23 protein-coding genes and 2 pseudogenes are annotated in these 25,601 nt (G+C 71.0%); 13 read left to right on the forward strand and 12 right to left on the reverse strand.

Annotated elements, in window-relative coordinates:
* The first annotated feature begins 35 nt into the window (after positions 1–35).
* Positions 36–2,174 (forward strand): hypothetical protein, encoded by a 2,139-nt coding sequence (locus OG322_RS33950; RefSeq protein WP_329307390.1) that lies wholly within the window; start codon positions 36–38, stop codon positions 2,172–2,174.
* A gap of 78 nt (positions 2,175–2,252) precedes the next feature.
* On the opposite strand, the gene OG322_RS33955 is transcribed toward OG322_RS33950, so the two are convergent.
* Positions 2,253–2,948 carry a FadR/GntR family transcriptional regulator gene (locus OG322_RS33955; protein ID WP_123467830.1) on the reverse strand — a complete coding sequence of 232 codons (696 nt, stop codon included), beginning with the start codon at positions 2,946–2,948 and terminating at the stop codon, positions 2,253–2,255.
* A 214-nt stretch (positions 2,949–3,162) separates the two neighbouring features.
* Here OG322_RS33955 and OG322_RS33960 point away from each other — a divergent pair, with 214 nt between their 5' ends.
* Both OG322_RS33960 and OG322_RS33965 read left to right on the forward strand, forming a co-directional pair.
* Positions 3,163–3,918 carry an SDR family NAD(P)-dependent oxidoreductase gene (locus OG322_RS33960; RefSeq protein ID WP_123467828.1) on the forward strand — a complete coding sequence of 252 codons (756 nt, stop codon included), beginning with the start codon at positions 3,163–3,165 and terminating at the stop codon, positions 3,916–3,918.
* 383 nt (positions 3,919–4,301) lie between these two features.
* The gene (locus tag OG322_RS33965) at positions 4,302–4,586 is read left to right on the forward strand and encodes a type II toxin-antitoxin system Phd/YefM family antitoxin (protein ID WP_123467826.1); all 285 of its coding nucleotides are present in this window, start codon (positions 4,302–4,304) and stop codon (positions 4,584–4,586) included.
* A gap of 64 nt (positions 4,587–4,650) precedes the next feature.
* Here OG322_RS33965 and OG322_RS33970 read toward each other — a convergent pair whose 3' ends face one another.
* Entirely contained in the window at positions 4,651–5,640 is a 990-nt protein-coding gene (locus OG322_RS33970; RefSeq protein ID WP_123467824.1) for an ABC transporter permease, read from the reverse strand.
* 109 nt (positions 5,641–5,749) lie between these two features.
* On the opposite strand from OG322_RS33970, the gene OG322_RS33975 reads away from it, so the two are divergent.
* The 7 genes from OG322_RS33975 to OG322_RS34005 all read left to right on the forward strand — a co-directional run bounded on the left by OG322_RS33975 (position 5,750) and on the right by OG322_RS34005 (position 11,030).
* Positions 5,750–6,379, forward strand: coding sequence for a TetR/AcrR family transcriptional regulator (locus OG322_RS33975; RefSeq protein ID WP_124286216.1), 630 nt, complete (start codon positions 5,750–5,752; stop codon positions 6,377–6,379).
* 138 nt (positions 6,380–6,517) lie between these two features.
* Positions 6,518–6,820, forward strand: a complete 303-nt coding sequence (locus OG322_RS33980) for an urease subunit gamma (protein WP_123467820.1) — start codon at positions 6,518–6,520, stop codon at positions 6,818–6,820.
* 10 nt (positions 6,821–6,830) lie between these two features.
* Positions 6,831–7,142: an urease subunit beta gene (locus tag OG322_RS33985; protein ID WP_123467818.1), complete on the forward strand. Its 312-nt coding sequence runs from the start codon at positions 6,831–6,833 to the stop codon at positions 7,140–7,142.
* Positions 7,135–8,856: an urease subunit alpha gene (locus OG322_RS33990; protein WP_123467816.1), complete on the forward strand. Its 1,722-nt coding sequence runs from the start codon at positions 7,135–7,137 to the stop codon at positions 8,854–8,856. The genes OG322_RS33985 and OG322_RS33990 overlap by 8 nt, the downstream gene beginning before the upstream one ends.
* 13 nt (positions 8,857–8,869) lie before the next feature.
* Positions 8,870–9,532, forward strand: a complete 663-nt coding sequence (locus OG322_RS33995) for an urease accessory protein UreF (protein ID WP_123467814.1) — start codon at positions 8,870–8,872, stop codon at positions 9,530–9,532.
* A gap of 50 nt (positions 9,533–9,582) precedes the next feature.
* Positions 9,583–10,260 carry an urease accessory protein UreG gene (ureG, locus tag OG322_RS34000; RefSeq protein ID WP_123467812.1) on the forward strand — a complete coding sequence of 226 codons (678 nt, stop codon included), beginning with the start codon at positions 9,583–9,585 and terminating at the stop codon, positions 10,258–10,260.
* Complete coding sequence (locus OG322_RS34005; protein WP_329307391.1) at positions 10,257–11,030, forward strand: urease accessory protein UreD; 774 nt, start codon at positions 10,257–10,259, stop codon at positions 11,028–11,030. Before ureG ends, OG322_RS34005 begins: the two co-directional genes overlap by 4 nt.
* An 87-nt stretch (positions 11,031–11,117) precedes the next feature.
* Here OG322_RS34005 and OG322_RS34010 read toward each other — a convergent pair whose 3' ends face one another.
* From OG322_RS34010 to OG322_RS34020, 3 genes are all read right to left on the reverse strand, one after another.
* Positions 11,118–12,167 (reverse strand): NAD-dependent epimerase/dehydratase family protein, encoded by a 1,050-nt coding sequence (locus OG322_RS34010; RefSeq protein WP_123469623.1) that lies wholly within the window; start codon positions 12,165–12,167, stop codon positions 11,118–11,120.
* 64 nt (positions 12,168–12,231) lie between these two features.
* Positions 12,232–12,945: a lysophospholipid acyltransferase family protein gene (locus OG322_RS34015; RefSeq protein WP_123467808.1), complete on the reverse strand. Its 714-nt coding sequence runs from the start codon at positions 12,943–12,945 to the stop codon at positions 12,232–12,234.
* 207 nt (positions 12,946–13,152) lie between these two features.
* Positions 13,153–13,650, reverse strand: coding sequence for a hypothetical protein (locus OG322_RS34020; RefSeq protein WP_123467806.1), 498 nt, complete (start codon positions 13,648–13,650; stop codon positions 13,153–13,155).
* 9 nt (positions 13,651–13,659) lie between these two features.
* On the opposite strand from OG322_RS34020, the gene OG322_RS34025 reads away from it, so the two are divergent.
* A complete protein-coding gene (locus tag OG322_RS34025; protein WP_241200440.1) occupies positions 13,660–13,902 on the forward strand; it encodes a hypothetical protein in 243 nt (80 codons plus the stop codon).
* Entirely contained in the window at positions 13,899–14,645 is a 747-nt protein-coding gene (locus OG322_RS34030; RefSeq protein ID WP_260147327.1) for an Ldh family oxidoreductase, read from the forward strand. Before OG322_RS34025 ends, OG322_RS34030 begins: the two co-directional genes overlap by 4 nt.
* Before the next feature lie 113 nt (positions 14,646–14,758).
* Here the strand turns inward: OG322_RS34030 and OG322_RS34035 are convergent, their stop codons facing one another.
* The 5 genes and pseudogenes from OG322_RS34035 to OG322_RS34055 all read right to left on the reverse strand — a co-directional run bounded on the left by OG322_RS34035 (position 14,759) and on the right by OG322_RS34055 (position 23,150).
* A complete protein-coding gene (locus OG322_RS34035) occupies positions 14,759–16,876 on the reverse strand; it encodes a glycoside hydrolase family 6 protein (protein ID WP_124286220.1) in 2,118 nt (705 codons plus the stop codon).
* A gap of 239 nt (positions 16,877–17,115) precedes the next feature.
* Positions 17,116–17,862: pseudogene (locus tag OG322_RS34040) on the reverse strand (cellulose binding domain-containing protein); the annotation flags it as partial.
* Positions 17,863–17,901: 39 nt separating this feature from the next.
* A pseudogene (locus OG322_RS34045) lies at positions 17,902–18,696 on the reverse strand (GH12 family glycosyl hydrolase domain-containing protein); the annotation flags it as partial.
* The gene (locus OG322_RS34050) at positions 18,693–21,446 is read right to left on the reverse strand and encodes a glycoside hydrolase family 48 protein (RefSeq protein WP_329307796.1); all 2,754 of its coding nucleotides are present in this window, start codon (positions 21,444–21,446) and stop codon (positions 18,693–18,695) included. The gene OG322_RS34050 and the pseudogene OG322_RS34045, both read right to left, overlap by 4 nt.
* Before the next feature lie 168 nt (positions 21,447–21,614).
* Entirely contained in the window at positions 21,615–23,150 is a 1,536-nt protein-coding gene (locus OG322_RS34055; RefSeq protein WP_329307392.1) for an endo-1,4-beta-xylanase, read from the reverse strand.
* A gap of 833 nt (positions 23,151–23,983) precedes the next feature.
* Between OG322_RS34055 and OG322_RS34060 the strand changes: the two genes are divergently transcribed.
* On the forward strand, positions 23,984–24,373 hold the full coding sequence (locus OG322_RS34060) for an SSI family serine proteinase inhibitor (RefSeq protein ID WP_123467802.1): 390 nt from the start codon (positions 23,984–23,986) through the stop codon (positions 24,371–24,373).
* 34 nt (positions 24,374–24,407) lie between these two features.
* On the opposite strand, the gene OG322_RS34065 is transcribed toward OG322_RS34060, so the two are convergent.
* Both OG322_RS34065 and OG322_RS34070 read right to left on the reverse strand, forming a co-directional pair.
* Positions 24,408–24,566: a hypothetical protein gene (locus OG322_RS34065; protein WP_164494550.1), complete on the reverse strand. Its 159-nt coding sequence runs from the start codon at positions 24,564–24,566 to the stop codon at positions 24,408–24,410.
* Between the two features lie 66 nt (positions 24,567–24,632).
* Positions 24,633–25,583: a cytochrome c oxidase assembly protein gene (locus OG322_RS34070; protein WP_124286221.1), complete on the reverse strand. Its 951-nt coding sequence runs from the start codon at positions 25,581–25,583 to the stop codon at positions 24,633–24,635.
* Between the last annotated feature and the right edge of the window lie 18 nt (positions 25,584–25,601).

The raw sequence follows: 25,601 nt of genomic DNA on the forward strand, positions 1-25,601 counted from the left end.
CTTGTAGGCGGCGAGACCGGCTGGAAGACCCCGGGGTGCGTGACTACTGGGGCCACAGCATCGCGAAGCTGGCCGCCAAGTTCCGTGCCACGGACGGGGTCGTGGGCGGCGCCATCTGGGCTGCCATCGACGAGGTGTTCCATCTGCCGGACGGGCCGGTGGGATATGGCGAATGGGGCATCATCGACCTCTGGCGGCGCCGCAAGCCCGAGTTCTGGCTCACCAAGAAGGCCTACTCTCCGGTCCAGATCGCGGACGGGGTACTCACCGGTCTGACCCGCGGAAGGCCGATACGGGTCCCCGTCATGAACTGGCACGACCACAGCAACCTCGGCGAACTGACGGTGAGCTGGCGGGTCGGCAACCGGTCGGGCACCCTCCGCGGGGTCGACATCGCGCCCCGGAAGAGCGGCACGCTGACCGTTCCGGCCGGTGCCTGGTCCCCGGGCGACACCCTGCGGCTCACCTTCCGGCGCGGCACGGCGCTCGTGGACGACTACCGCTTCTCGCTCAACGCCCGGGCGAAGCCGTCGTTCCCGTCCGACCACGGCACAGTGCCCACGGTCGGGGAGAGCGCGGACACGATCACGGTCACGGGTGTCGACGCTCCGTTCACGGTGGTGTTCGACAAGCACACCGCACGGCTCACCGAAGCGACCGCTGACGGAACCGTGGTCCTCACCGGGGGGCCGGAGCTGGTGATCTCCCGTACGGTACCCGGTCAGTGGGTGGGGGAGTCGGCGAGCGTGGCCACCGCCGACGGTCAGGTGACCGTCACCCTGACGGGGAGGTTCGGCACCATCAGCACCACGATCAGGATGGCCGTGAGCCCCCGTGGCCTGCTGACCACGACCTACACGATCGCCAACCCGCCCTCCGGTCAGGTCAGCGACGTCGGCGTACGGTACGTCCTCGCCGACGGCACGGACACCCTCAGCTGGCAGCGGGACGCCCAGTGGACGGTGTACCCCGATGACCACATCGGCCGGGCCTCCGGCACCGCGACCCGCGGCCGGCCCGCCGGTGCCGACGGATACCGCACGAAGCCGGACTGGTCGTGGTCCCAGGACACGCACAGCTACTTCCTGTTCGGCAAGGACGGCGCCGCACACTGGACCAATGACTTCCGCAGCACCAAGGCGCAGGTCAGGGTAGCCAGGGCCACCACGGGGCAGGCAGGCCCGGGAGTGCAGGTCGAGTCGGACGGCGACGACTCGGTCCGGCTCGCACCGATGGAGCCGGCCCTGATCGACGACGCCTCCACGGACATCGTCTACACCGGCGCCTGGACCCATGCGGACGCGAGCGCGGGCTACACCGCCGGAGACCTGTTCGGCACGGAGTCCTTCACCGATGCGGCGGGAGCGACGGCGGAACTGACGTTCACGGGTACCGCGGTCGGCCTCTACTCCGCCCGGGCCGACAACCTCGGCATCGTGAAGATCTCGGTGGACGGTGGGCCCGCGGAGACCGTCGACCTCTACGGACCGGGCAAGGTTCCGGCCCAGCTCGCCTTCCGGAGCGCATCATTGGCGTACGGTCGGCACACCGTCAAGGTGGAGTGCACCGGCACCAAGAACGCCTCGTCGAAGGGGGCCTTCGCGCTCATTGACGCGTTCCAGGTGGTGGAACCGGTCATCGACAACGCTTCGGAGAAGGTCGTCTACAAGGGGTCATGGACCCATGCGGACTCGACCGGGACAGGGTCGGACGGCGACCTCGGCAGCACCGAATCCTTCAGCAGAAGCGCGGGTGACACGGCGACCGTCAGGTTCTGGGGCACGGGCGTCCGCGTCGTCTGTCCCAAGGGACCGAACCAGGGCATCGCGGAGATCTCCGTCGACGGCGGTCCCGCCACCGAGGTGGACCTCTACGCACCGGGCAAGCGGTTCCAGCAACGGGCGTTCGAGCGCACCGGTCTGACCGAGGGCGAGCACATCGTCCGCGTGCGGGTGACCGGCCGCAGGAACGCCGCTGCCACGGATGCCCATGTGGTCCTCGACGCGTTCGAGACGCTGACGAGCGACCTGTTCCCGCACCGGGCTCCCGGAGTCGCCCTGATCGTCAGCGCCCGCATCAACTACCCGGACCTGGCCTGGGGCAACTACATCGATCCCGCGATCACGCTGCCGGCCGGCTGGAGCGGCACGGCACGGGTGCGACTGCTGCCCTGACAGCTGTCCGGGCGGCGCCAACCGTCCCGGACCGCTCACCCGGGTCGCAACCGACCCGGGTGAGCGGTCCGGGACGCCTCACAGTCCGAGGTCGTGACCGGTCTCCGCGAGGTGGGCGGTCATGGCCTCGGCCGCACGGTCCCCCTCGCCGGCGGCGATCGCGTCGGCGATGCGCCGGTGCGCCTCGACCGTGGCCTCCTGCCCCGCGCCCCGGCGCTCCCGGCCGTGGTAGCTCGCCCTGCGGGAGTCGAGCAGGATCCCGTTCATCGCCGTGAGGACGAAGGAGAAGAGGCCGGATGCCGCCAGTTCCGCCACGGCCTGATGGAAGGCGAGGTCCGCGGCGATGAACGCCTCCCGGTCACCGGCCGCGCCACCCATCGCGTCCAGTGCGCGAACTACGTCCGTCATGGAGCCCTCACCCGTGGCGACCCGCACCGCGGCGCGCCGTGCGAGCTCCGCCTCGATCACGCGCCGGGTGTCGAGCAGGTCCACCATGTCCATCGAGTTCTGGCTGAGGCGGAAGTCGATGATCTGCTCCAGGACAGCGGGAGCGGGGACCGCCACACGTGCACGCCTGCCCTGGCTGGAGACGAGGACACCGCGGGCGACCAGGGTGCGGATCGCCTCACGCACGGCAAGACGGTTGACGCTGTGCCGCTCGGCGAGTTCACCCTCGGCCGGGATCTCGTCACCCGCGCGCAGACCGCGCAGCGTGATCTCGCCGATGATCTCCTGCGCCACGTGGTGGCTCAGTGTCGTCCGCCCGATCGTCATGCGCTCACTCTCTCACCTTCCGGAAACACGGTCCGGGCCGTCTTCCGATTCCGAACCCCTGATCTCTTGGCAGCTTAGCTGCTAAATTCGGTCGTGCCCGCATCCGAGCGACACGCCGAACGAGGCCCCGCGGCGCGGAATCGCCCGGCCGCCCTGCGGGCTTCGTGACCCACCTCGACGGCACCCCGCGCCACGCGCGGAACGGAGGACCGACATGACTGATCTGACCGGCGAAGTAGTACTGGTGACCGGTGCTGCCCGAGGCATCGGTGCGGCCGTCGCCACCATGGCGGCGGCGGCCGGCGCACGGGTGGGAGTGCTGGACATCGACGGCGGGGGCGCGCGGGAGACCGCGGCCCTCATCGGTCCGGCAGCGGCCTGGGCGGCATGCGACATCACCTGCGAGGACCAGGTCCATGACGCGGTGACCGCCTTGCGTGAGGAACTCGGCCCGGCTACCGGACTGGTCAACAACGCGGGGCGGAACTCCTACGCCGACGTGGTCACCATGACCACCCAGCAGTGGGACGAGGTGTTCGGGGTCGACCTCAAAGGGGCGTGGCTCATGGCAAGGGCCGTCCTGCCGGCCATGACGGCCCAGGGGCGGGGCGCGATCGTGAACATCGCCTCGATGCACGCCACGATGACCTGTCCCGGCATGTTCCCCTACGCCTCGGCCAAGGCTGGCCTGGTCGGCCTGACCCGCAGCATGGCCCTCGAGGTGGGACCGAAGGGAGTCCGGGTCAACGCGGTCAGCCCCGGCTACATCGAGACCGATCTCCTGGCCGAGTACTTCGACCAGGAGAAGCCCGAGGTGCGCCGGGAGGCGGTGGCCAAACATATCCTCGGCCGGCTCGGCACCCCCGACCAGGTCGCCTCCGTGGTCGCCTTCCTCCTGTCCGACGCCGCAGGCTTCGTCACCGGTGCCGACTGGGCCGTCGACGGAGGCGTGTCCGCCCGGTTCGCCTGAGAAGCGGAAGCCGGATCCCGCCGCGGTGCGGCGGCGCTCAGAGCATGGCGGTGCGGGAGCTACGGGTGTTGGTGACCGTCACGGTCGCGGTGTCCGAGCGGTAGCGATCCTCGGACCATTCGACAGGGGTGCCGCGCTTTCCGAGGACCGGTTCGAAGTCCTTCCGAGCCCGTGCGGTCTCGGCCCGATCGCGTCATGTGAGGCGTCGATCCCCGCTGAGACCCGCCAGGATCCAGGGCGACCAGAAAACTCTTCGTCTCGCCTCGTCTCACACATCTCTCACAAACGAGAGCGCACGGGAGCACGCGAGAGCCTGTGACCTGGATAATCGCTGCCGCTACGGACCAGGGCGAACCAGGTGGACATTACATAGGCTAGGGAGCATGGCCTACGAGATTCCGGTGACGCAAGCCCGAGCTGAGCTCGCCGAACTGATCAACCGTGTCGTTTACGGCGGTGAGCGAGTGGTGGTGACGCGGCACGGCAAGCCGCTCGTGGCGTTCGTATCGGCCGCTGACCTGGAGCGACTTGAGGACGAGGAGGCGGCGGAGCAGGAGCAGGTGATCAGCTCGGTCTCCTCGATCAGCTCCTTGTCGTCCGCTCCGGGTGAACGCCATCGCTTCGGTATCGCCGCGGAGCACCGGGGGCAGCAGAGTCCGGGGGACTGATACGGAAATGCCGTGCACCCCCGCCCGTGGAGGGCGGCGGGGCACGGCTCTTCCGTGCGGTGTGTCAGCCGGCCAGTGCGGGGTGACGCTCGGGTGCGGCGGCGGAGTCCGCCTTCCTGGCCCTGCGCCGGCCGCCGATGACCACCGCGGTCAGTCCCAGCACGGTCCACAGGGTGAGGGTCAGGAGTGCTCGGCCCGCCGCGTTGCCGTCGAAGAACGCGACGGACCGCAGCAGCGATCCGCCCGCACCCGGCGGCAGCCACTGGCCGATCGTGCCGACCGGCCGGGGGAGGAGCTCGGGAGCGCTGGTGACGCCCGAGAAGGGGTTGCCCACCAGCACCATCAGCAGCGACCCCAGCCCGACGCCCGCTGTTCCGATCAGCGCGGCGAGCCCGGCCACCGTCGCGCCGATCGCGAGCACGGTGAGTCCGAACGCGCCCGCCTCACTCCACCAGTCGCCGGTCAGGACCCCGAGCCAGCTGTCCGTGAGCGCGGCGGACACCATCCCCACGAGGGCGGCGACCCCGAGCAGGGCCGCGGCCGCCCGGCCGCCGCGCAGGCCCAGCATGGTCACCGCGGCTCCGGCGGCCACGCCCGCGATAGCCAGGGGCAGGATGCTCGCGCCGAGGACGCTGCCGCGCGGATCCGTGGCCGGCGCCGCCACCGCGTCCGTGACCGGGACCGGGGCGCCGTCCGGGGCCTGGGCGGTGACCGCGTCGTGCAGCAGTTGGGCGACCACCGGGCTCGCCGCGGACGCGGTCAGTAGCGCGGGGCCTTTCGCGGTGACCGCCACCGCCCCGTATACGGACCGGTGCTCGATCGCGGTGCGGGCGGCGGCCTCGGAGTCGTACCGGTGGATCTCGAAGGCGCCGTCACGCTCTTCGAGCCGTCCTTGGAGCTGGTCGGCGGCCGGACCGGAGCCGACGACGCCGACGGGCAGCTCGCGCGGGGCCATCCGGGCGGCGGGCCAGGCGAAGGCCCAGAGGGCGAGGGCCACCACGGCGGGGACCAGGAGGACGACCGCCACCAGGCGGCGGTTGGGGGCAGTGGGCATGGCGGAGGGCTCGATTCAAAGAGAATGATCGTTCGTTTTAAATGAGGGCCTCACTGTCCCGCCATGGCTGGGGCTTGTCAAGAAGGAACGTTCGTTTTAGATTGAGGGCATGGCCCGTGTATCCCAGGAACACCTCGATGCCCGCCGCCGGCAGATCCTCGACGGCGCCGCGCGCTGCTTCGCCCGCGACGGGTTCCACGGCACCTCGATGCAGGACGTGCTGAAGGAGGTCGGGCTGTCGGCAGGTGCGGTGTACCGCTACTTCAGCGGCAAGGAGGATCTGATCGCGGCCATCGCGGGGGAGGCGGTCGCCGGCGTCCGGCAGGCGTTCGAACGGGCCACCCAGGTCAGCCCGCCGCCCACGCCCGATGTTCTGATCGGCCGCGTGGTGCGCACCCTGTTCGCCGAAGGTGTGGACGGGGGGCGCGGGCTGGACCGGCAGGCGTACGCCGGGCTGATCGTGCAGGTGTGGTCCGAGGCCCTGCGCAGCGACCGGCTGGCGGCCACTCTCATCGAGGCGTACGAGGGGCTGCGGGCGTCCTGGTCCGAGCTGGTCAGGGCGTACCGGGAGCAGGGCGTGCTCGCCGCCGATGTGCCGGACGAGCGGGTCGCCCGCACACTGATCGCCGCCGCTCAGGGGTTCATCGTCCAGATGGCCATGTTCGGTGACCCCGGGCCCGAGACCATGGAGGACGGTCTGCGGGGGCTCATGGCCATGGATGTGCAAAAGATCAGTTAACGCGCCGGAAAAACTTCGGCTCTAACGTGCAATACCTCGCCGCGCGGCACCGGTTCGGCATTCAACAGTCTGTTGAGGGCGGCTAGTGTCGCGCTGCGCCCAGGGCCGGTACTGGGCGGACGACTGTGAGGTGGACACGTGCAACTGACCCCGCACGAGCAGGAACGTCTGCTCATTCACGTAGCCGCGGATGTGGCGGAGAAGCGCCGCGCCCGCGGACTGCGGCTCAACCACCCGGAGGCGGTGGCCCTCATCACCTCCCATCTGATGGAGGGTGCCCGCGACGGCCGTACGGTCACGGAGCTGATGGCATCCGGGCGCAAGGTGCTCAGCCGTGACGACGTCATGGACGGCATAGCCGAGATGATCCATGACGTGCAGGTCGAGGCGACCTTCCCGGACGGCACCAAGCTCGTCACCGTCCACGATCCGATCGTCTGACGGGCCGCCGATGATTCCGGGCGAGATCCTGTACGCGGACGGACCGGTGCCGCTCAACGCGGGCCGGACCGTCACCCGCCTCATCGTGCTCAACGCGGCCGACCGGCCTGTCCAGGTCGGCTCGCACTACCACTTCGCCGAGGCCAACCCCGGCCTGGAGTTCGACCGTACGGCAGCCCGCGGGCTGCGGCTGAACATCGCCGCCGGCACGGCCGTCCGCTTCGAGCCCGGCATACCCGTCGACATCGAACTCGTCCCCCTGGCCGGACGGCGGATCGTCCCGGGCCTGCGCGGCGAGACCGGAGGTGCTCTCGATGGCTGAACTCCATCGCGCCGTGTACGCGGACCTGTTCGGTCCCACCACCGGCGACCGGATCCGTCTCGCCGACACCGATCTGCTCGTGGAGATCGAGGAGGACCGCTGCGGCGGCCCCGGACTCGCGGGCGACGAGGCGGTGTTCGGCGGCGGCAAGGTGATCCGCGAGTCCATGGGCCAGGCGCGCACCACCCGCGCCGAAGGCGCCCCCGACACGGTCGTCACCGGCGCCGTCATCATCGACCACTGGGGCATCGTCAAGGCGGACATCGGCATCCGCGACGGCCGGATCACCGGGATCGGCAAGGCAGGCAACCCGGACACCATGGACGGCGTCCATCCGGAGCTGGTCATCGGTCCGGAGACCGAAATCGTCGCGGGCAACGGGAAGTTCATCACCGCGGGCGCCATCGACGCGCATGTGCACTTCATCTCGCCGACCCTCATGGACCAGGCACTCTCGTCCGGCATCACCACGCTCGTCGGCGGCGGTACCGGTCCGGCTGAGGGCACCAAGGCCACCACCATCACCCCGGGCCCCTGGCACCTCGCCCGGATGTTCGCGGCACTGGAGGCGTACCCCGTCAACATCGGTCTGCTCGGCAAGGGCAACACGATGTCCCGCGAGGCCATGCACTCCCAGCTGCGGGCAGGGGCGCTCGGGTTCAAGATCCACGAGGACTGGGGGGCGACACCCGCCGTCATCGACGCCTGCCTCGGCGTCTGCGAGGAGACCGGTGCCCAGCTGGCCATCCACACGGACACGCTCAACGAGGCCGGGTTCGTCGCCGACACCCTGGCCGCCATCGCCGGGCGCTCCATCCACGCGTACCACACCGAAGGGGCGGGAGGCGGGCACGCGCCCGACATCATCAGTGTCGTCTCGGAGCCGTACGTCCTGCCCAGCTCCACCAACCCCACCCGGCCGCACACCGTCAACACCATCGAGGAACACCTCGACATGCTGATGGTCTGTCATCACCTCAACCCCGCCGTGCCGGAGGACCTGGCCTTCGCCGAATCACGGATCCGGCCCTCCACCATCGCGGCGGAGGACATCCTCCACGACCTCGGCGCCATCTCGATCATCTCGTCCGACTCCCAGGCGATGGGCCGCATCGGGGAGGTCGTCCTGCGCACCTGGCAGACCGCGCACGTGATGAAGAGGCGTCGCGGCGCGCTGCCGGGCGACGGGCGTGCGGACAACCGCCGAGTCCGTCGCTATGTCGCCAAATACACCATCAACCCCGCGGTGGCCCAGGGCCTCGACCAGGAGATCGGCTCGGTCGAGATCGGCAAGCTCGCCGATCTGGTGCTGTGGGAACCGGCGTTCTTCGGCGTGAAACCGCAGACCGTCATCAAGGGCGGCCAGATCGCGTACGCGCAGATGGGCGACGCCAACGCCTCCATACCCACCCCGCAGCCCGTCCTGCCCCGGCCCATGTTCGGCGCCGTCGGCCGGGCCCCGGCCGCCAACTCGTTCAACTTCGTGGCAGCGGCGGCGATCGAGGACGGGCTGCCGGAGCGGCTCGCACTCGGGAAGCGGTTCGTCCCGATCACCAGCACCCGGGGGGTCGGCAAGGCCGACATGCGGGAGAACGACGCGCTGCCACGGGTCGACGTCGACCCCGACAGCTTCGCCGTGACCATCGACGGCGAACCGGTCGAACCGGCACCCGCTGCCGAACTCCCCATGGCCCAGCGCTACTTCCTCTTCTGAGAACGGTCCCCTGATGAGCCGTGCAGCCCTGCTCGTCCTGGCCGACGGCCGGTTCCCCGCCGGCGGCCATGCCCATTCCGGTGGCGCGGAACCGGCCGTCGGGGCGGGACGCATCCGCAACGCCGAGGACCTCGCCGACTTCTGCCGGGGCCGCCTCCACACCACCGGGCTCACCGCCGCCGCGCTCGCCGCGGCGGCCGCCCACGGGCACGACCCGCTCGCCCTCGACGAGGCCGCCGACGCCCGCACCCCCTCGCCCGCGCTGCGCGCGGTGGCGCGCAGGCTAGGCCGCCAGCTGATGCGGGCGGCCCGCGCGACCTGGCCCAGCGGCGAACTCGACGCGCTCGCGCAGGCCCGTCCGCGAGGCGTCCACCAGCCCGTCGTGCTGGGTCTCACCGCCCGCGCGGCAGGGCTCGGGCCGGAGGACGCCGCGCACTGCGCCGCGTACGAAGCGGTGAGCGGACCGGCCACGGCGGTGGTCCGGCTGCTCTCCCTCAACCCGTTCGACGCCACCGCCGTCCTCGCCCGGCTCGCCCCCGAACTCGACCACGTCGCCGAACTGGCTGCCGCCGCAGCCTGCGGAAGCATCGACGAACTGCCCGCCGCGTCGGCCCCGTTGCTCGACATCACCGCCGAGGCCCACGCCGGATGGCCGGTCCGGCTGTTCGCCTCGTAACCCCGCCCGCAGAAGAACTCGTTGACCCGAAACAGCACAGGAGCCGCACCATGCACCTCGATCACTCCCATCCCGGCCCGGCCGCTGTCGGCGCCGACGCCGCACGCCCCGACGGCACCCGGCGGGCCCTGCGCATCGGGCTCGGCGGACCGGTCGGCTCCGGCAAGACCGCGACCGTGGCCGCGCTCTGCCGCACCCTGCGCGACCAGCTGTCCCTCGCGGTCGTCACCAACGACATCTACACCCGCGAGGACGCGGCGTTCCTGCTGCGCAACGCGGTACTGCCGCCCGAGCGGATCCAGGCCGTCGAGACCGGCGCCTGCCCGCACACCGCCATCCGCGACGACATATCCGCCAACCTCGAAGCCGTCGAGGACCTGGAGGACGCGGTGGGGCCGCTCGACCTCATCCTCGTCGAGTCCGGCGGCGACAACCTCACGGCCACCTTCTCCAAGGGGCTCGTCGACGCCCAGATCTTCATCATCGACGTGGCGGGGGGCGACGACATCCCGCGCAAGGGCGGGCCCGGTGTCACCACCTCCGACCTGCTCGTGATCAACAAGACCGACCTGGCTCCCTACGTCGGCTCCGACCTCGGCCGGATGGCCCGCGACGCCGCACAACAGCGGGGCGAACTGCCCGTCCTGTTCACCTCGCTCACCTCCGGCGAAGGCGTCGCACCCGTCGCCGACTGGGTGCGGGGGCAGCTCGCCTCCTGGACCGCATGAGCGTCCGGGCCACCGCCCGCATCACCGCCGTACGCGACAGCCGCGGCGCGACCTCGCTCCCCGTCCTGGAGAGCGAGGGGCCGCTCGCCCTGCGTCGGACCAGGGCCGTGTCACCCGGCTCGGCCCGCGTCACCGTGGTCGGCGCGATGAGCGCGCCGCTCGGCGGTGACCGGCTCGCCATCGAGGTGCGCGCCGATCCCGGCGCCCGGCTCGCCGTCGACTCGGCCGCGGCCACACTCGCCCTGCCCGGCCCCGGGCCGGGGACCGGGGCCGCCCGCTACGAGGTGCGGCTGAGCGCGGGGGAGGGGGCCGAGCTCAGCTGGCTGCCGGAACAGCTCATCTCCGCGCACGGCAGCGAACTGATCACGCGGACCACCGCCGAACTCGCGCCCACCGCACGGCTGGTGCTGCGCGAGGAGCAGATCCTCGGCCGCCACGGAGAGAGCCCCGGCACCCTCCTCAGCAGGCTCACCGTCCGCCGTGCCGGGCGCCCGCTCCTCGACCAGCAGGTGGCCTACGGGCCCGGGGCCCCCGGCGGCTGGAACGGCCCGGCCGTGCTCGGCGGCCACCGCGCCGTCGGGCAACTGCTCGTCGTGGAGCCGTCGTTCGACGACCGGAGCCCGGAAGGCAGGCTGCTGGGACCGACCGCCGTGCTCACCCGCCTCGCCGGCCCCGCCGTGCTGGTGACCGCGGTGGCCGCCGACGCGAGGGAGCTGCGGGCCGTGCTGGACCGTGCGCACGACGAGCTGACGGCCGCCGTGGCCGGCTGAACACCGCTGAGCGCGGCCACCCTTCTGGCGCGCCACGACGACGCGACATGACGGGCGGCCCGGCAGCGCTCCACGGACCGTGAGCGCTCACCCCGTACGGTCGTACCGCTCCAGCCAGGCGTCCTCCGCCGCGTAGTCGAAGAGCCCCGCGCCGTACGCCCGCGCCATGGCGGGGTAGGCGTCCGTCCAGTCGCGCCCCGCCAACCGCGCGGTGATCCACTCGACGGACTCCGGGAGCGACTCTGCATAGCCCGTCACCGGCCGGTAGCCGAGCTCTCGTTCGGCGGCCGTCAGGTCGTACACGATGGGGTGCGGGGCGCCCCAGGGCGACAGGCCGACCCCGTCGGGCGCGGCGGCGCCCGGCATCAGCACGGTCTCGGTCTGCCGTCCCAGCACCGCGTCGACCGCTTCGCCGATCTCCGCGACCGTAGGCGCCTGCGGATCGGCGGCGTTGAGCACCCGGGAGCCGGGCCGCAGGGCGGCCAGCCGGATCAGCTCGGCGGCGTTGGCGGCATGGAGCGGATGGAAGCGCGACCTTCCCCCGTAAGCCAGCACGCGCCGGGCGCGGCCGTCCAGAGCGCGTTTCACGAAGTAGAGCTCGCGCGGTGAGCGGCAGTACGGACCATGGACCGCACCCGCCCGCAACAGCGTGACGGGCAGCGCGTCACCGGCCGCGAGGAGATCCTGTTCCAGCCGGATCTTCCGGGTCCCGTACGTGGTCTCGCCCGGTGGGACGGTGGGCTGCGACTCAGGGATCGGCACCGGGTAGCACGGCGACCCGTCGGGTTCGCCCTGCGTATCGAAACTGCGGCCGCGGTCGTCCTCGTACACCGCACCGCTGGAGACGACCACGGCCGACCCGATCCGGTCCGCGAGGTCCGTCAGCTGCCGGGCGTGCTGCCGCCCGTACGCCACCATGTCGACCAGTACGTCGCAGCCGTCGCCGAGCGCCGCCGCGAGCGCGCCCTCCTCGTCGCGGTCCAGTGCCGCCGTGCGTACCCCCTCGTCCCAGCGCTCGTCACGGCCGCCGCCGCGCGAGGCCGCGGTCACCGTCCAGCCGTCCTCGACGAGTGAGCGCACCGCGGCCCGTCCGATCTGGCCCGTCGCTCCCAGCACCCATGCGTGTCCCTTGCTCATGAACCGCACGCTAGGGGGAGTGCGGAGCCCGGACCAGCGGGGTTCACCGACCGCGAATCCGCCGTCAGCGTCGCAGTTTCGGGAACTTTCCCGGGCGTTGTGCCTGCTCGGCGGCCTTCACCTTGGCCGCGTACTCGTCGACGTACTCCTGGCCGGAGAGGCCGAGGATCGCGTACATGATCTCGTCGGTGACCGCCCGGACCGCCGCCTTCTCGTTCTCCAGCCCGGCGTAGCGGGAGAAGTCCAGCGGCTCACCGAAGCGGATGGTGACCTGCTTGATCCGCGGGACGACCTTGCCGGGTGGCTGGATCTCGAACGTGCCGACCATGGCGCACGGCACCACCGGCACCTGTGCCCTGATCGCCATGACCGCGACCCCGACCTTGCCCTTGTAGAGCCGTCCGTCGTGCGAACGGGTGCCCTCCGGGTAGATGCCCAGCAGCTCGCCCCTGCTCAGCACCCCGAGCCCCTCGCGGATCGCCGCCTGCCCCGCCTCCTTTCCGGACCGGTCGACCGGGATCTGGCCGGCGCTCCGGAAGAACGCGGCGGTCAGCCTGCCCTTCACACCGGGGCCGGTGAAGTACTCCGCCTTCGCGAGGAAGGTGATACGCCGTTTGATGATCGCGGGCATCAGGAAGTGGTCGGAGAACGACAGATGATTACCGGCCACGATCGCCGCACCGTCCGCCGGAATGTGCTCCGTGCCCTCGATGACGGGGCGGAAGAACAGCCGCAGCAGCGGCCCCAGGACGACGTACTTGAGCAGGTAATAGAACACGGGGCGGCTCCCAGTTCGGCCGGATCGGCTCCACAGCTGCGTTTTGCCAGGTCAGCGGAGACCTCAGCAGAGGACACCTTATGTGCAGCCGTCGTCCCGTCTACCCGTACTCGGGCGGGTCGATGCCGCAAGTGCCTCGTCCGGCGCGATGGATTCGAGGCGGCGGACACCGCGGGGCGGGGCGCCCACCCGGGGCCGTACCGGCGGTCAGGCGGAGCGGCGCTGTTCGTGGACGGCCTTCATGAGGTCCTCGATGGCGGACCGGGCCTCGACGTCGCGCTCTTCGTCGATCGCTTCGAGCGCGGCGGCCGCGGCCTCGCGGATGTGGTGCGGGAGGTTGTCGGCGGCCGTGAGCCGGTACGCGGCCTGGCGGCGCGCCGTGCGCTCGGCGGGGTGCACCGCGTCGGGGCCGGAGAGAGGGAAGACGGAGACCCCGTAGGCGGATATCCCCAGCACCACCATCTCCCCGATCGCGTCGGCGTACCCGCGCGCGACGGCCTTCCCCCGGTCCTCCTTGATGGTCGTGATCATTCGGCGGCGCGACAGGACCGTGCCGAGCGCTGCGCCGCCTCCCAGCGAGAGGCCGCAGGTGACGGCGAGGAACGGTCCGTCCCAGACGAAGCCGGTGAGTGCTCCCAGTCCCGCGAGGGCGACGGTCCACGCGGCCGCCACCCGATGGCCTGTCGTCTCCGGTGCGGTGTCCATGGGGGGAGTGTGCCATCCGATGACGACAGAACCGGGGCCGGGTGGCCTGCCGTCGCGGCGCGACGCGCGGCCCAGGAAGAGCGCCACACGGCCGAGCGGACCGCGGCGGCCCTCGCGGAGACGAAGGCGGCGGCCGCCGAGGGCATCGATCCGGTGCTGGTGGCGGCGACCCTGCGCACCCTCCTCGCCGTCCTGGACGCCGACCGGGCCCCCGGACCGGTGGCCCTCACCGCCGCCGGGACGAGGCCGTGAGCCGCGCGAAGGAGAACAGCATCGCCACCGTGGCCGTGCGCCGCACCGTCCACACCGGCGCCATCGGCCACTCCGTGTCGAGGATCGCCGGGCAGGGCCTGATCGGCATCGGCTTCGTCTCCGGGATGCCCAACACGGTCTACACCGGGGTCAAGGGTGCCGCCGTGGCCACCAGCCCCCTCGCCATCGCCGTTCCCGCCGGGCACCGGGACCCGCTGCTCCTCGACATGGCCACCGTCACCATCGCCCTCGGCAGGATCCGCCGGGCGAGGGCGAGCGGGACGCCACTGCCCGAGGGGGCCGCGGCCACCGCGGACGGCACCCCCACCACCGACCCGGCCGAAGCCGTCATGCCGCTGCCGCTGGGCGGTGCCAAGGGCTCCGGGATGTCGCTCGCCTTCGAGCTGATCACCAGTGTGCTCGTCGGCGCGCCGATCTTCTCCGCCTTCCACTCGGACGGTCCCCAGGGCCGCAAGCACCGGCAGAACGCGCTGCTGGTCGCGATCGACCCGGCGGCCTTCGGCGACCCGGACACCTTCGTCGCCTCCGTGGACACCACCCTGGACACCCTCAAGCGGCTGCCTCCGGCGGAGGCAGCGGACGGGGTCTTCTACCCGGGCGAACGCAGCGCCGCCACGGCCGTGGCCCGTGGCGCGAGCGGAATCGCGGTGGCGCCCAAGGTCTGGCAGCAGCTGACCGCTGCCGCCGCCGAGGCGGGTGTCACCGTCCCGGACGTGATCTGAACGCGGCTGCGCCCGCCCCGCGGGCATGACACCGCCCCCTGCCGGATGTCCGGCAGGGGGCGGGCCGTTGGGTGACCTCCTCGCCCGGTCGGTTACCCGAGCGGGCGGAAAGGTCAGGGGGCGGTGCCCCAGGAGAGCGCGCCGGTCACGTACACGCCGATCTTCGGCGCGTCGGCGTAGCTCGTGGTCGTCGAACGGCTGTAGTCGTCCGCCTCGTTGAAGTTGGACCAGTCGCTCTTGTTCAGCCGCAGCTGCATCTCGCCCGTGGAGGCGCCCGCGGCGAGCGTGCCGCTGCCGAAACCGACCTCCAGGTAGTGGCTGGCACCGGCCGCCGAGCTGCCGGAGGACTTCACGCCGAGGGACAGGTTTCCACAGCCGATCACCGCGTAGTCGCACGCCGTGCCGAAGGTGGAGGCCCCGGCCTCGGGGGTGAACCAGTAGCGCACCTTCACCGTGGACAGATCCACCGCGGTGCTGCCGGTGTTGACCAGTTGCAGACCCATCCGGATCTGGTTGTCGGTGGGGGAGGAGTCGGTGTTCTTGTACTGGACCTTGAGCGAGCCCGTGCCGGTGCCGCCGCCCGCGGACGTGGTGGCCGATACGGCGGCGGAGGCCGCCGACACATTCCCGGCCGCGTCCTTGGCCTTGACCGTGTAGCTGTAGGCGGTCGAGGCCGTCAGACCGGTGTCCGTGTACGAGGTCGTGGTGGTGGAGCCCACCCGCACGCCGCCGCGGAACACGTCGTAGCCGCTCACCCCGACGTTGTCGGTCGACGCGGTCCAGGACAGCGAGACGCTGCCGCTGGTCTTCGCCGTGACGGTCACACCGGTGGGCGCGGTCGGCGCCTGGGTGTCACTGCCGCCGCCGTTGCCGCCGCCGAGCGCCGGGTAGGCGTTGCGCACGAGCTCCTGGAACTGCGCGGAGAACCAGTGACCCGCGAGCGGGGAGTTCGGCAGGGCGCCGGTCAGGCTGTTGCCGTTGCGGCCGTTACCGGTGTACGTGGGGTCGCACATCCGGTCGAAACCCTTGCCCTCGTCGTTCGCGATGGGGGCGCTGTTGCCGTCCGACTCACCCGGGGGCTTGGCCCAGACGTAAGCGTCGATGCCGGCCGCGGGGGCCGTGGTGGGACGCTCGCCGATACCGGCGCCGCTCTGGTTGCACCAGTTGCCCGCGTGGATGCGCCGGTCGACCCGGCCACCGTCCACATAGGCGTCCACACTGGTCTGCGGACCGGGGCCGGCGGGCCGCTGGGTGCCGCCCCAGCCGTTGCGGGCCGTGTCGATCAGCATGCCGATGTTCGAGGCGAAGCCCTGGTTCACCAGCTCGGTGCGCAGCGCCTGGGCGAACGACAGCTCATCGACGTAGTAGTTCCAGTCGACCCACTTGGACTGACGGACCTGGGTGCCGTTCACCGTGTCGGTGACCTTGAAGTTCGGCTCCTTGAGAGCCGAGTAGTTGGCGGTGTTCACGATGAAGCCGGTGACGTCGGCGACCGTGGCGCCCTCCGACGTGGCGGCCTTCTTGAACTCCTGCGCCGCCGGGACGAAGTTGGAGTCCCAGCCCAGCCAGCCGTGGTGGGCGGCGTCGACGTAGTTGTAGACGTTGGGGATGGCACCGAGAGTGTGCAGGGCGTAGCCGACACCCTTCTCGTAGTTGCCGTTCGCCTTCATGGTCGCGCAGGCGTCGGTGGAGCCGGCCGAACCGCCCGCGTTGGTGACCAGGTTGGGCAGCGAGTCGGGCTCGATGATCGTGACGATGCGCAGGTTCGCGTACGCCGGGTCGGCGAGAATGACGGAGATCGGGTCGATGTACTCGCTCTTGTACCGGCCCAGCTCGGTGGGCCCGAGCTCACCGTTGGACGCCAGCGCGGCGCAGTCGCGTCCCGGCAGGTCGTAGATGACGACCTGGAACAGGTTGGCGCCCTGGCGCAGTGCCGTGTTGAGGTGCTCGCGCAGGCTCATCGCCTGGGCCGAGCCCTGGATGGCCGCGATGCGGTCCATCCAGACGAATCCCGGTTCGTTGGCGATGACACTGCCGCCCGGTTCGGCCGCCGCCTTGGCGGACCAGTCGGGGTTCACGTATGCCTTGGCGCCCACATAGGGGTTGTCGACCCGTGCCGCCGCCGATGCGGTGGTGGGGATGGCGACCGCCAGTGCCGCGCCCATGGCCAGGGCGGAGAGTGCGGCCAGTCTTCGGCGTAGCCCGTGCATGATGGTGCCTCTGGTACTCATTGCGGCTCCATGCTCCTCTCGTACGTCCGCGGAAGCTCCCCGCGGACGGGTTCGTGGGGGTGTTGCCCGGGGGCGGGCCCGGCCGGGTCCGCCCCCGCCAGGCCGCCGTCGGCGGGGACGGCGGTCTGCGGTGCGTCGGTGAGGTTGTTGGGTGGCGCCCCGATGGCGGGTACAGCGGGGCGGATGGGCGACCCGCCATCGGGAGTGCGGTGCGGTGGCCGGCCGCGGTCAGCGGCCGGTCACGGTGCGGTGCCCGAGACCAGGGCGCCGTTGATGTACACGGCGACCTTCGAGGCGTCGGCGAAGACCGTGTTGGCGGCCCTGCTGTAGTCGTCGGACTCGTCGAAGGCGGACCAGTCGGTCTTGTTGAGCCGTAGCTGGATCTCGCCGGTGGAGGCGCCCGCGGCCAGGCTGCCGCCGGTGAAGCCGACCTCCAGGTAGTGGTCCGCGCCCGGCGCGGCGGAGCCGGACGGCTGCACCCGGTGGGTGACGGTGCCGCAGCCGATCACCGCGTAGTCGCACGCGGTGCCGTACGAGGCCGCGCCGGACTCACCGCTGAACCAGTAGCGCAGGGTGACCTTGCTCAGATCGACCGCTGTGGTGCCGGTGTTCACCAGCTGGAGGCCGGGCCTGATCTGGTTGTCGCGGGGTGAGGAGTCGTTGTTCTTGTACTGCGCCTTGAGCGCGCCGGTCGTCCCGCCACCGCCTGCCGCGGTGGTCGCGGTGACCTCTGCCGAGTCCGCCGAGGTGTTCCCGGCCGCGTCCCTGGCACGCACGGTGTAGCGGTGTGTGGACGAGGCGGCGAGTCCGGTGTCGGTGAACGTGGCCGCTGCGGTGGTGCCCGCCTTCACCCCGTCGCGGTAGACGTCGTATCCGCTGACGGCGGTGTTGTCCGTCGCCGGCGTCCAGGACAACGAGACCGAGCTGGCGGTCGTGCCGGTCACCGCCACATTCGTCGGCACCGTCGGTGCCTGGGTGTCGCCCCCGCCGCTGTCCGGATTCGTGCTCGCGGTGAAGGAGAACTTGTTCATCCCGAGGCCCTGACCGCCCTGCCAGATCTCGAATCCGGCCTCCGCGTCGATCAGATAGTGCGCCCGGCTGATCGAGCCGCGGCCGACACCGTCGTCGATCAGGCCCTTCACATTGAAGTCGGTGAGCTCGGTGGCGCCGTTCTGCAGCACGTAGGAGATCACCTTCCAGCCCGAGGCGCCCGGCCCGGTCCAGACGTCCCAGGTCCGGCCGTCGAGCTGGACCGTCGCGGTACGGGACCCGATGGGCTGGACACCGCCGCGATGGTTCATCCAGATCATCAACTCGGTCCCGTCCGGCTGGTCGTCGGTGACCGGCGCCGAGTTGAACCAGATGTCCATCGACACGTTGTACGCGCCGGAGCCGACCTGGGTGGTCGACCAGTCGGTGCGTACGCTGCCCAGCTCGTCCACTCGCAGCGGCAGCCCGCTGTCCGCCGTGCACAGACCCCAGTGGCAGCCCTTGTAGCTGGAGGGGTACGTGGCCGGGGCGCCGTTCGTCGGCAGCGAGAACGAGGACCTGGTGACGCTCCAGGCTCCCGTCTGCGGGTCCACGGTGACGCACTGCTCGGTCTTGGAGTTCCACTCGTTCTGCTGGTACAGGTACTCCCCGCCCCGCAGTTCGGTGGTTCCCCACGGCGTGCAGTCGGTGACCGGGGCGGCCGAGGCGGGGGAGGCGCCGGTGAGCATCGAGGCCGCGGCCAGCACGATGGCTGCCAAAGCCCCTGCCAGGGACGGGAATCGGGGGCCGGTGCGTCGGGCCGCTGTGCTTGTCACGCGGTGGTCGCTCATGGCTCGATCCCCCAGGCGAGCGTGGTGCCCACATACGCCGTGACCTTCGACGTGTCGCTGTACGTGGTGTTGGCGGCGTGGCTGTAGTCGTCGTTCTCGTTGAAGTTGGACCAGTCGCTCTTGTTGAGGCGCAGTTGAAGCTCGCCCGTCGAGGCGCCGCCGGCCAGGGTGCCCGCGCCGCCGGTGAAGCCGACCTGCAGATACCGGTCGGCACCGGTCTTCGGGCCGGCGACGGCGACCACCTTGTGGGTGATGTTCGCCGAGCCGAGCGCGGCGTAGTCGCAGTATGTGCCGAAGGTGCTCGAGCCGCCGTCGGAGGTGAACCAGTACCGGACCGTCACCGTGGACAGGTCGATCGGCGCGCTGCCCGTGTTCAGGAGCTGGAGGCCCAGCCTTATCTGGTTGTCGGTCGCGGAGGAGTCGGCGTTCTTGTACTGGACCTTCACCGCACCGGTGCCGGTCGAGCCGCCGGACTTCGTGGTCGCGGTGACCGCGGCAGACAGCGCCGAGGTGTTGCCGCCCGCGTCCCGTGCCGCGACGGTGTAGCTGTACGCGGTGGCCGCGGCGAGATTCGTGTCGGTGAACGTCCGCGTGGTCGCGTTGCCCGCCAGCACCCCGTTGCGGTACACGTCGTAGCCGGTCACCGCGACGTTGTCGGTGGAGGCCGACCAGGACAGCGACACACTGTTGCTGGTCGTCGCGGTCACGGTGAGCCCTGCCGGTGCCGTCGGTGCCTCGGTGTCCCCGCCGGTTCCGCCGCCCTCCACCAGCAGCTCCGCGTAGATCGCGAAGGCCAGTGCGAGTGCCGCCTGCGCCCAGAAGCGGTGATACGTGAACGTGGGCGCCGCGCCGCCGTCCAGGTAGGCCTGCACCTTCGGCCAGTCCGGGTCGTCCTTGTACCAGCTGCGGATGTCGATGAAGGTCGCACCCGGTTCGACGGTGTCGCCGTTCGGCATCGTGCCCGACCACCCGGCCGGGATGTACACCTCGTCCTTGAACCGGTTGTAGTCCTTTCTGGTCTCCGGCACCGAGATGCCCTTGGTGGTGGTGTTCAGCGCCATCGCGTCCAGCAGCGCCTTGGCCAGCGCCGCGGCGTCCTTGTCGCCCGACTTGGCGGCGTAGTAGGTGAGTGTCTTGACGTATGCGGCGCCCACGCCGACGTCGTTGGCGTAGTCCACGACCGAGACGTGCAGGCCCGCGTTCTTCCCGGGGGACGCCGCGTTCCAGGTGTCGGGCCGGCCCGTCCAGCTCAGGGTGGAGGGGAAACGGAAGGTGCCGTCGGCGCCCACCGTCGTCTCACCGGAGGCCCAGGCGACCCACTTGGACAGCACCGCCTTCGCGGACGCGTTGCCGGTGACGTAGTAGTACGCGGCGACGCGCTCCATGCCCCACGCCTGGAAGCCGAACCAGTTGTTGCTCGGCGGGTCGTGGTAGACCGGCTGCCAGTCGTAGGCCATGCCGTAGAACGTGGGCGTACCGGCCGGCGGCTTGCCGTACGCGCCCTCCCAGCTGTTGGTGCAGCCGCCCGCGAAGGCGCCCTCGCTGGACTGCAGCCAGGTCAGGAACTCCAGCTGCCGGGTCAGGCTCTTGGACCAGTCGCCCCTGGCCGTCGCCGACTTGGGGGTCAGCGCCGGTACGTTGGAAAGCGCCCAGGCCGAGAGCGGGTTCTGGTATCCCTGGTGGGAGGCGCCGTCACCGATGCGCCACGCCCAGCCGCCGCCGCTGCCCGCGGCGGCGCCGCCCCAGGCGTAGTACCAGGACAGCAGGTAGTGCTGGGAGTCCCGGCCCGACGCGGCGGGGCAGGAGCCCGGGTCGGTGCACTGGCCGATCCGCTTGAAGTACTTGTCGAACATGGCGTAGCGGAGGTAGTCGCCCATCTTGGCGGCCTTCGCCACCGAGGCCGCCACCTCGCTCCCCTTGCCCTGGTCCGAGGCCCAGCGGAACGCCCAGTAGGCAGCCTGCACCGCGCGGGCGTCGGCGTCCGGCGCGTTGGTGTACTTCCACTGCTTGGCGTAGCTCGCGTCGCCGACGAAGAGGTCCAGGTATCCGTTGGGGCCGCCGTAGTTGAAGAGGTCGGTGGTGGGCTGCGGGACCGTCTCCCACACCGACTCCTGCGCACCGCGCTGGTAGGTGTTGATGTACGAGGCGCCGGCGCCCGGACCGGACTCGCCGCCGGTGCCCGGCTTGTTGCCGTAGCCGTAGATGTTGTCCAGGTCCATCAGCCAGTGCATGCCGTAGACGTCCATCGTCCCGTAGGACGAGGCGAGTTCGGTGGCGAGCGGGTCGGTGCCGACCGGGACCGTGCCGTCGAGGGCGGAGGGGTAGCCGTTTGGCAGCGGGTGCTCGGGGGCGTAGGTCGCGGGGGCCCCGGGGTTGTACGAGTCACTGGTCGACTGGTCGGCGTGCTGCGGGATGATCGTCTTCTCCGCCACCGCCCAGGCCGCGTTGAACGGGTCCCAGTCACCGGTCACCCGCCCGTACGCCGCCTCCAGCCACATCCAGAAGCTGACGGCCTCCGACGTGGTCTCGTGGCCGTGGTCCGGCGCCTCGACCATCAGGGTCTCGACCGAGTGGTACGGGAGGCCCTCCGGGCTGAAGTAGCCGTTGGCGGCGGCCTTGATCTTCCCGTACTGGGTCAGGAAGGCCTGGGTGTAGGGGTCGTCGGCCGCCGCGGCGCGGGCGCCGCCGGCGGCTGCGGGGGTGGCGGGCTTGGCCACGGCGGTGCCCTGCACCAGACCCATGGCGAGCAGGCTGCCGCCCAGGGCACTGCTGAATGTTCTACGTGATACCGACACAAATCCTCCATTGGCGGGTGTCGTTGAGGAGGGAGCGGGAGGGAGGGGACGGAGAAGGGGAAGGGGGGAACGGGCGGGGAGGGAGCGGGAGGTGACTGCGGTGGGTGCCGGCGCGGCCGGCGGTCAGGGCTCGATGCCCCAGACGGGCGCGTCGCCGACGTAGACGGCGATCTTCGCGGCGTCCGCGTACGAGGTGCCGGTGCCGTGGCTGTAGTCGTCCGACTCGTCGAAGTTCGACCAGTCCGCCTTGTTCAGACGCAGCTGGATCTCGCCCGTGGAGGCGCCCGGGGCCAGAGTGCCGCCGGTGAAGCCCACTTCGAGGTAGTGGTCGGCGCCTGTCACCGGGGTGGCCACGGAGACGACCCGGTGGGTGACGGTGGAGCAGTCGAGCGGGGACCAGTCGCACCAACTGCTGTATGCAGAAGCCCCGTTGTCGCCGGTGAACCAGTACCGGACCGTCACCGGCGCGAGGCTGACCGCCGTACCACCGGTGTTCACGAGTTGGAGGCCCGGCTTGATCTGGTTGTCGGTCGCCGAGCTGTCGCTGTTGCGGTACTGGATCTTCAGGGCGCCCGGGCCGCCGCCCTCCCCGCCGCCGTCGTCCCCGCCCAGTGCGGCCCGTACCGCGTCGTAGGCCGGCTTCGGCGCGAGGTTCTCGTCGTAGAGACTGGCCGCGCCCTCACCGGGGAACGTGCCCGGGACCCAGGAGTACTTGTCCGTGTAGTCCCACACGGTGATGCCGACGCAGCGCCCGACCGCCAGGCAGGCCTCGACGACCTGCTGGTAGGAGGAGGCCTGCGTGGCCGCCTTCGCCGCGTCGGCGGGCAGCCGCATCCGCACGTCGAGCTCGGTCACGGCGACATCGAGACCGAGATCGGCGAACCTCTGCATGTTCTCCCGCATCCCGTACGGGAAGCCGTACTGAACGGCCAGATGCGCCTGCATCCCGACGCCGTCCAGCGGTACGCCCTCGTCGATCAGCTCGCTCGCCAGGGCGTACATGGCGTCGCTCTTCGCGCCGAGCCCCTCGATGTTGTAGTCGTTGAGGTACAGCTTGGCGTCCGGGTCCGCGGCGTGCGCGGCGCGCAGCGCGGTGGCGATGTAGCCGCTGCCCATGGCGGTGTAGAAGGGGCTCGTGCGGAAGGTCCCGTCCTCGTTGAACGGCTCGTTGACCACGTCCCAGGCGGCGACCGCACCGCGGTAGTGCGTGGCCTCCTCGGTGATGTGGCCCGTCATCGCCGCCCCCACCCGCGCCGTCGGCAGCGCGGCGACCCAGCCGGGCAGCTGGCTGTGCCAGACGAGGGTGTGGCCGCGAACGGTCTGGCCGTGCTGCCGGGCGAAGCCGGTGACCACGTCGCCCTTGGCGAAGTCGAACCGGCCCTGGGCCGGCTCGGTGGTGTCCCACTTCATGGAGTTGCCCGGGGTGATCTGCCCGAACTCGGAGCCCAGGGTGGCCGCATAGGCGGCGTCGGGCAGCTCGGGGTTGTCGGTGGCGGAGCCGAAGTACCTGCCCTGGGCGGCGGCGAGGTCATGCAGAGTGCCCTGTCGGGCCGCGGTCGCCGGTCCGCCCGTCAGGGTGGTGGCGAGGGCGAGGGTGCCGACCAGGAGGGTCGGGAGCCCTCTGGCGTGGCCGTGCCTGCAGCGCTTCACCAAGCTCATGACAAACGCCTTCCTCGGCCGGGCAGCACGGAGCGGTACGGGGAGCGCGGCTGCGCCCCGCACCGCCCGTCTCGTCACCCGGCATTGGGGGAGAGGGGAGGGGAGTGGAGTGTGCAAGTCTTGATTGTGGGAGCGCTCCCAAAGTGGCGTGGTGATAGGCACCTGTCAAGACTTAAATCACAACTGCCTTAAGAGCGCGTTAACTCGGCCACACGTCGAACAGGCCCTCCATGACGTCCGGTTACCGGCCCCCGGAGAGTCGCATGCGCGTCCGGGCAGCTTTGCGGAGCCCTCGTCGGCGCGCGGCCCGTGGCGTCCGGAGTGGATACGTTCGGTGACGGAAGGAGTGCCTCGCGGCGGGGCGCTCCGGCGCCGGATTTCCCCGGGGGCGGCCCGGGGTGCCCGCGGGCCGTGCGGTGGCCGTGCCGCTCGGCACGCAGGGTGCGGGTGGAGGAAGTGCCTGGCGGGAGCCGTCGAAACACGGGCGACGGTGTGGTGACTCACGAGCGGCGGGAGTGCCCGTGTCCGGCTGACCGGGTGCATGACACGAACATGCCGCAGGTGTACCGGTCTCGACAGAGAGTGACCTACGGGTGATTCGGTGCGGGCGGGGCGGGTGGGCCGCGACGTGCCGCTGGGCATCCCGTTCCCCGTAGGCGAGGGTGTGCACGGCGGTCGTGGGCGGTGCGGGCGGGAAACCCGGTCACCCGTACTCCGGCCGGACCTGCCCGGCCACCCGGAGGCGGTGCGCCCGGCGCGGCTGCTTGTCACGGCGGTGGCGCCGGGATGATCTGGCCTCCGCAGCCCCGAGCCACCGATCCCCGGAGCCCTCCATGCGCGTGCGCGCCGTCCTTGCCACCGCCGCCCTGCTGCCCCTCGGCGCAGCCGCGCCCGCGGTGGCCGCCCCGCCCCCGGCACCGGACCGGGGAATCCTCCTGACCGTTTCCGGCAGCGAGAACACCTGGATCCGCGGGGTCGTCCTGCACTGCCCCCCACGTCCCGACGGCTGGCACCCCGACGCGGCCGGAGCCTGCGCGGCGCTCGACGAGGCGGAGGGCGATTTCGACGCCCTCGCCGGTGATCCGCATCCGTGCACCTACGCATACGCCCCGGTGACCGTCACCGCCGAGGGTGCCCGACAGGGCGACGCCGTCACCTGGCGGCACACGTTCCCCAACGCCTGCGTGCTGGACGCGGCCACCGGCCCGGTGTTCCGCTTCTGAGCCGGCCCGGCGAGAGAGCCGGTCCCCACCCGGCTCAGGTCTCGCGGGTGGCCACCATACCGATCGTGATCAGCCCCAGCACCACCCAGCCGAACCAGAGCCAGCCGTTGCTCCCCAGCGCCACGGTGTAGCCGGTGACCGCCACCAGCGCCCCTACGGTGAGCACTCCCATGGTCTTCGTGGATCCGGACATGCGCGCACGCTCCTCGTCGGCCGCGCGGCCGTGACTGCCATCGTCACCCCGAAGGCATGTCCACCGCTACTGTCCGCGCGCCTGCAACGAGGCGAGATAGGCGTTGTACGCGTGAAGCTCCTGGTCCCCGTCGCGGTCCGCGGCCCGGTCCGAGCGCTTCGCGGTCCGCTGATCCGAGCGGTACCACTGGAAAACCAGGGCGAGCAGCACCAGCACCGAGGGGATCTCGCTGAACGCCCAGGCGATCCCGCCCGCCGCGTTCTGGTCGGACAGGGCGTCGATGCCGAGGGAGGCCGACGGGTTCTTGTAGACCTCGACCATGGGCTGCGAGGCCATCATCAGCGCGATACCGAAGAACGCGTGGAACGGCATCCCGGCGAACAGCTCCAGCATCCGCAGCAGGTATCCCGGGCGGTGCGGCCCCGGGTCGATGCCCATGATCGGCCAGAAGAAGACCAGGCCGACCCCGAGGAAGTGCAGCATCATCGCGAGGTGCCCGGCCGTCGAGCCCATCAGGTAGTCGAAGAGCGGGGTGAAGTACAGGCCGTACAGGCTGGCGATGAAGAGCGGGATGGTGAACACCGGATGCGTGATGATCTTCATGTACCGGCTGTGCAGCAGCATCAGCAGCAGCTCGCGCGGCCCCTTGCTGCCACGCGCCGCGACCGGCAGCGCACGCAGCGCGAGCGTCACGGGTGCGCCCAGCAGCAGCAGGATCGGTGACAGCATGCTGATCACCATGTGCTGCACCATGTGCACGCTGAACATGACCATGCCGTAGTCGTTGAGCTTGGTACACATCACCAGGGCGATGCTCAGCACGCCGATGACGAAGAAGACGGTCCGGTTGACCGGCCACCCGTCCCCGCGCCTGCGCAGCCGCACCACCGCGTATCCGTACAGGGCCACGGCGAGCACACAGCCGATCAGGAAGATCGGGTCCGCGGAGAACTGCAGCCCGCGTCCCAGCGTGAACGGCGGCAGATCCATGTTCATGCCGTGCCCGCTGTGATCCATCTGTTCACTCCTGATGGG

Source organism: Streptomyces sp. NBC_01260 (assembly GCF_036226405.1).
In the GTDB taxonomy this organism is placed as follows: Bacteria; Actinomycetota; Actinomycetes; order Streptomycetales; family Streptomycetaceae; genus Streptomyces; species Streptomyces laculatispora.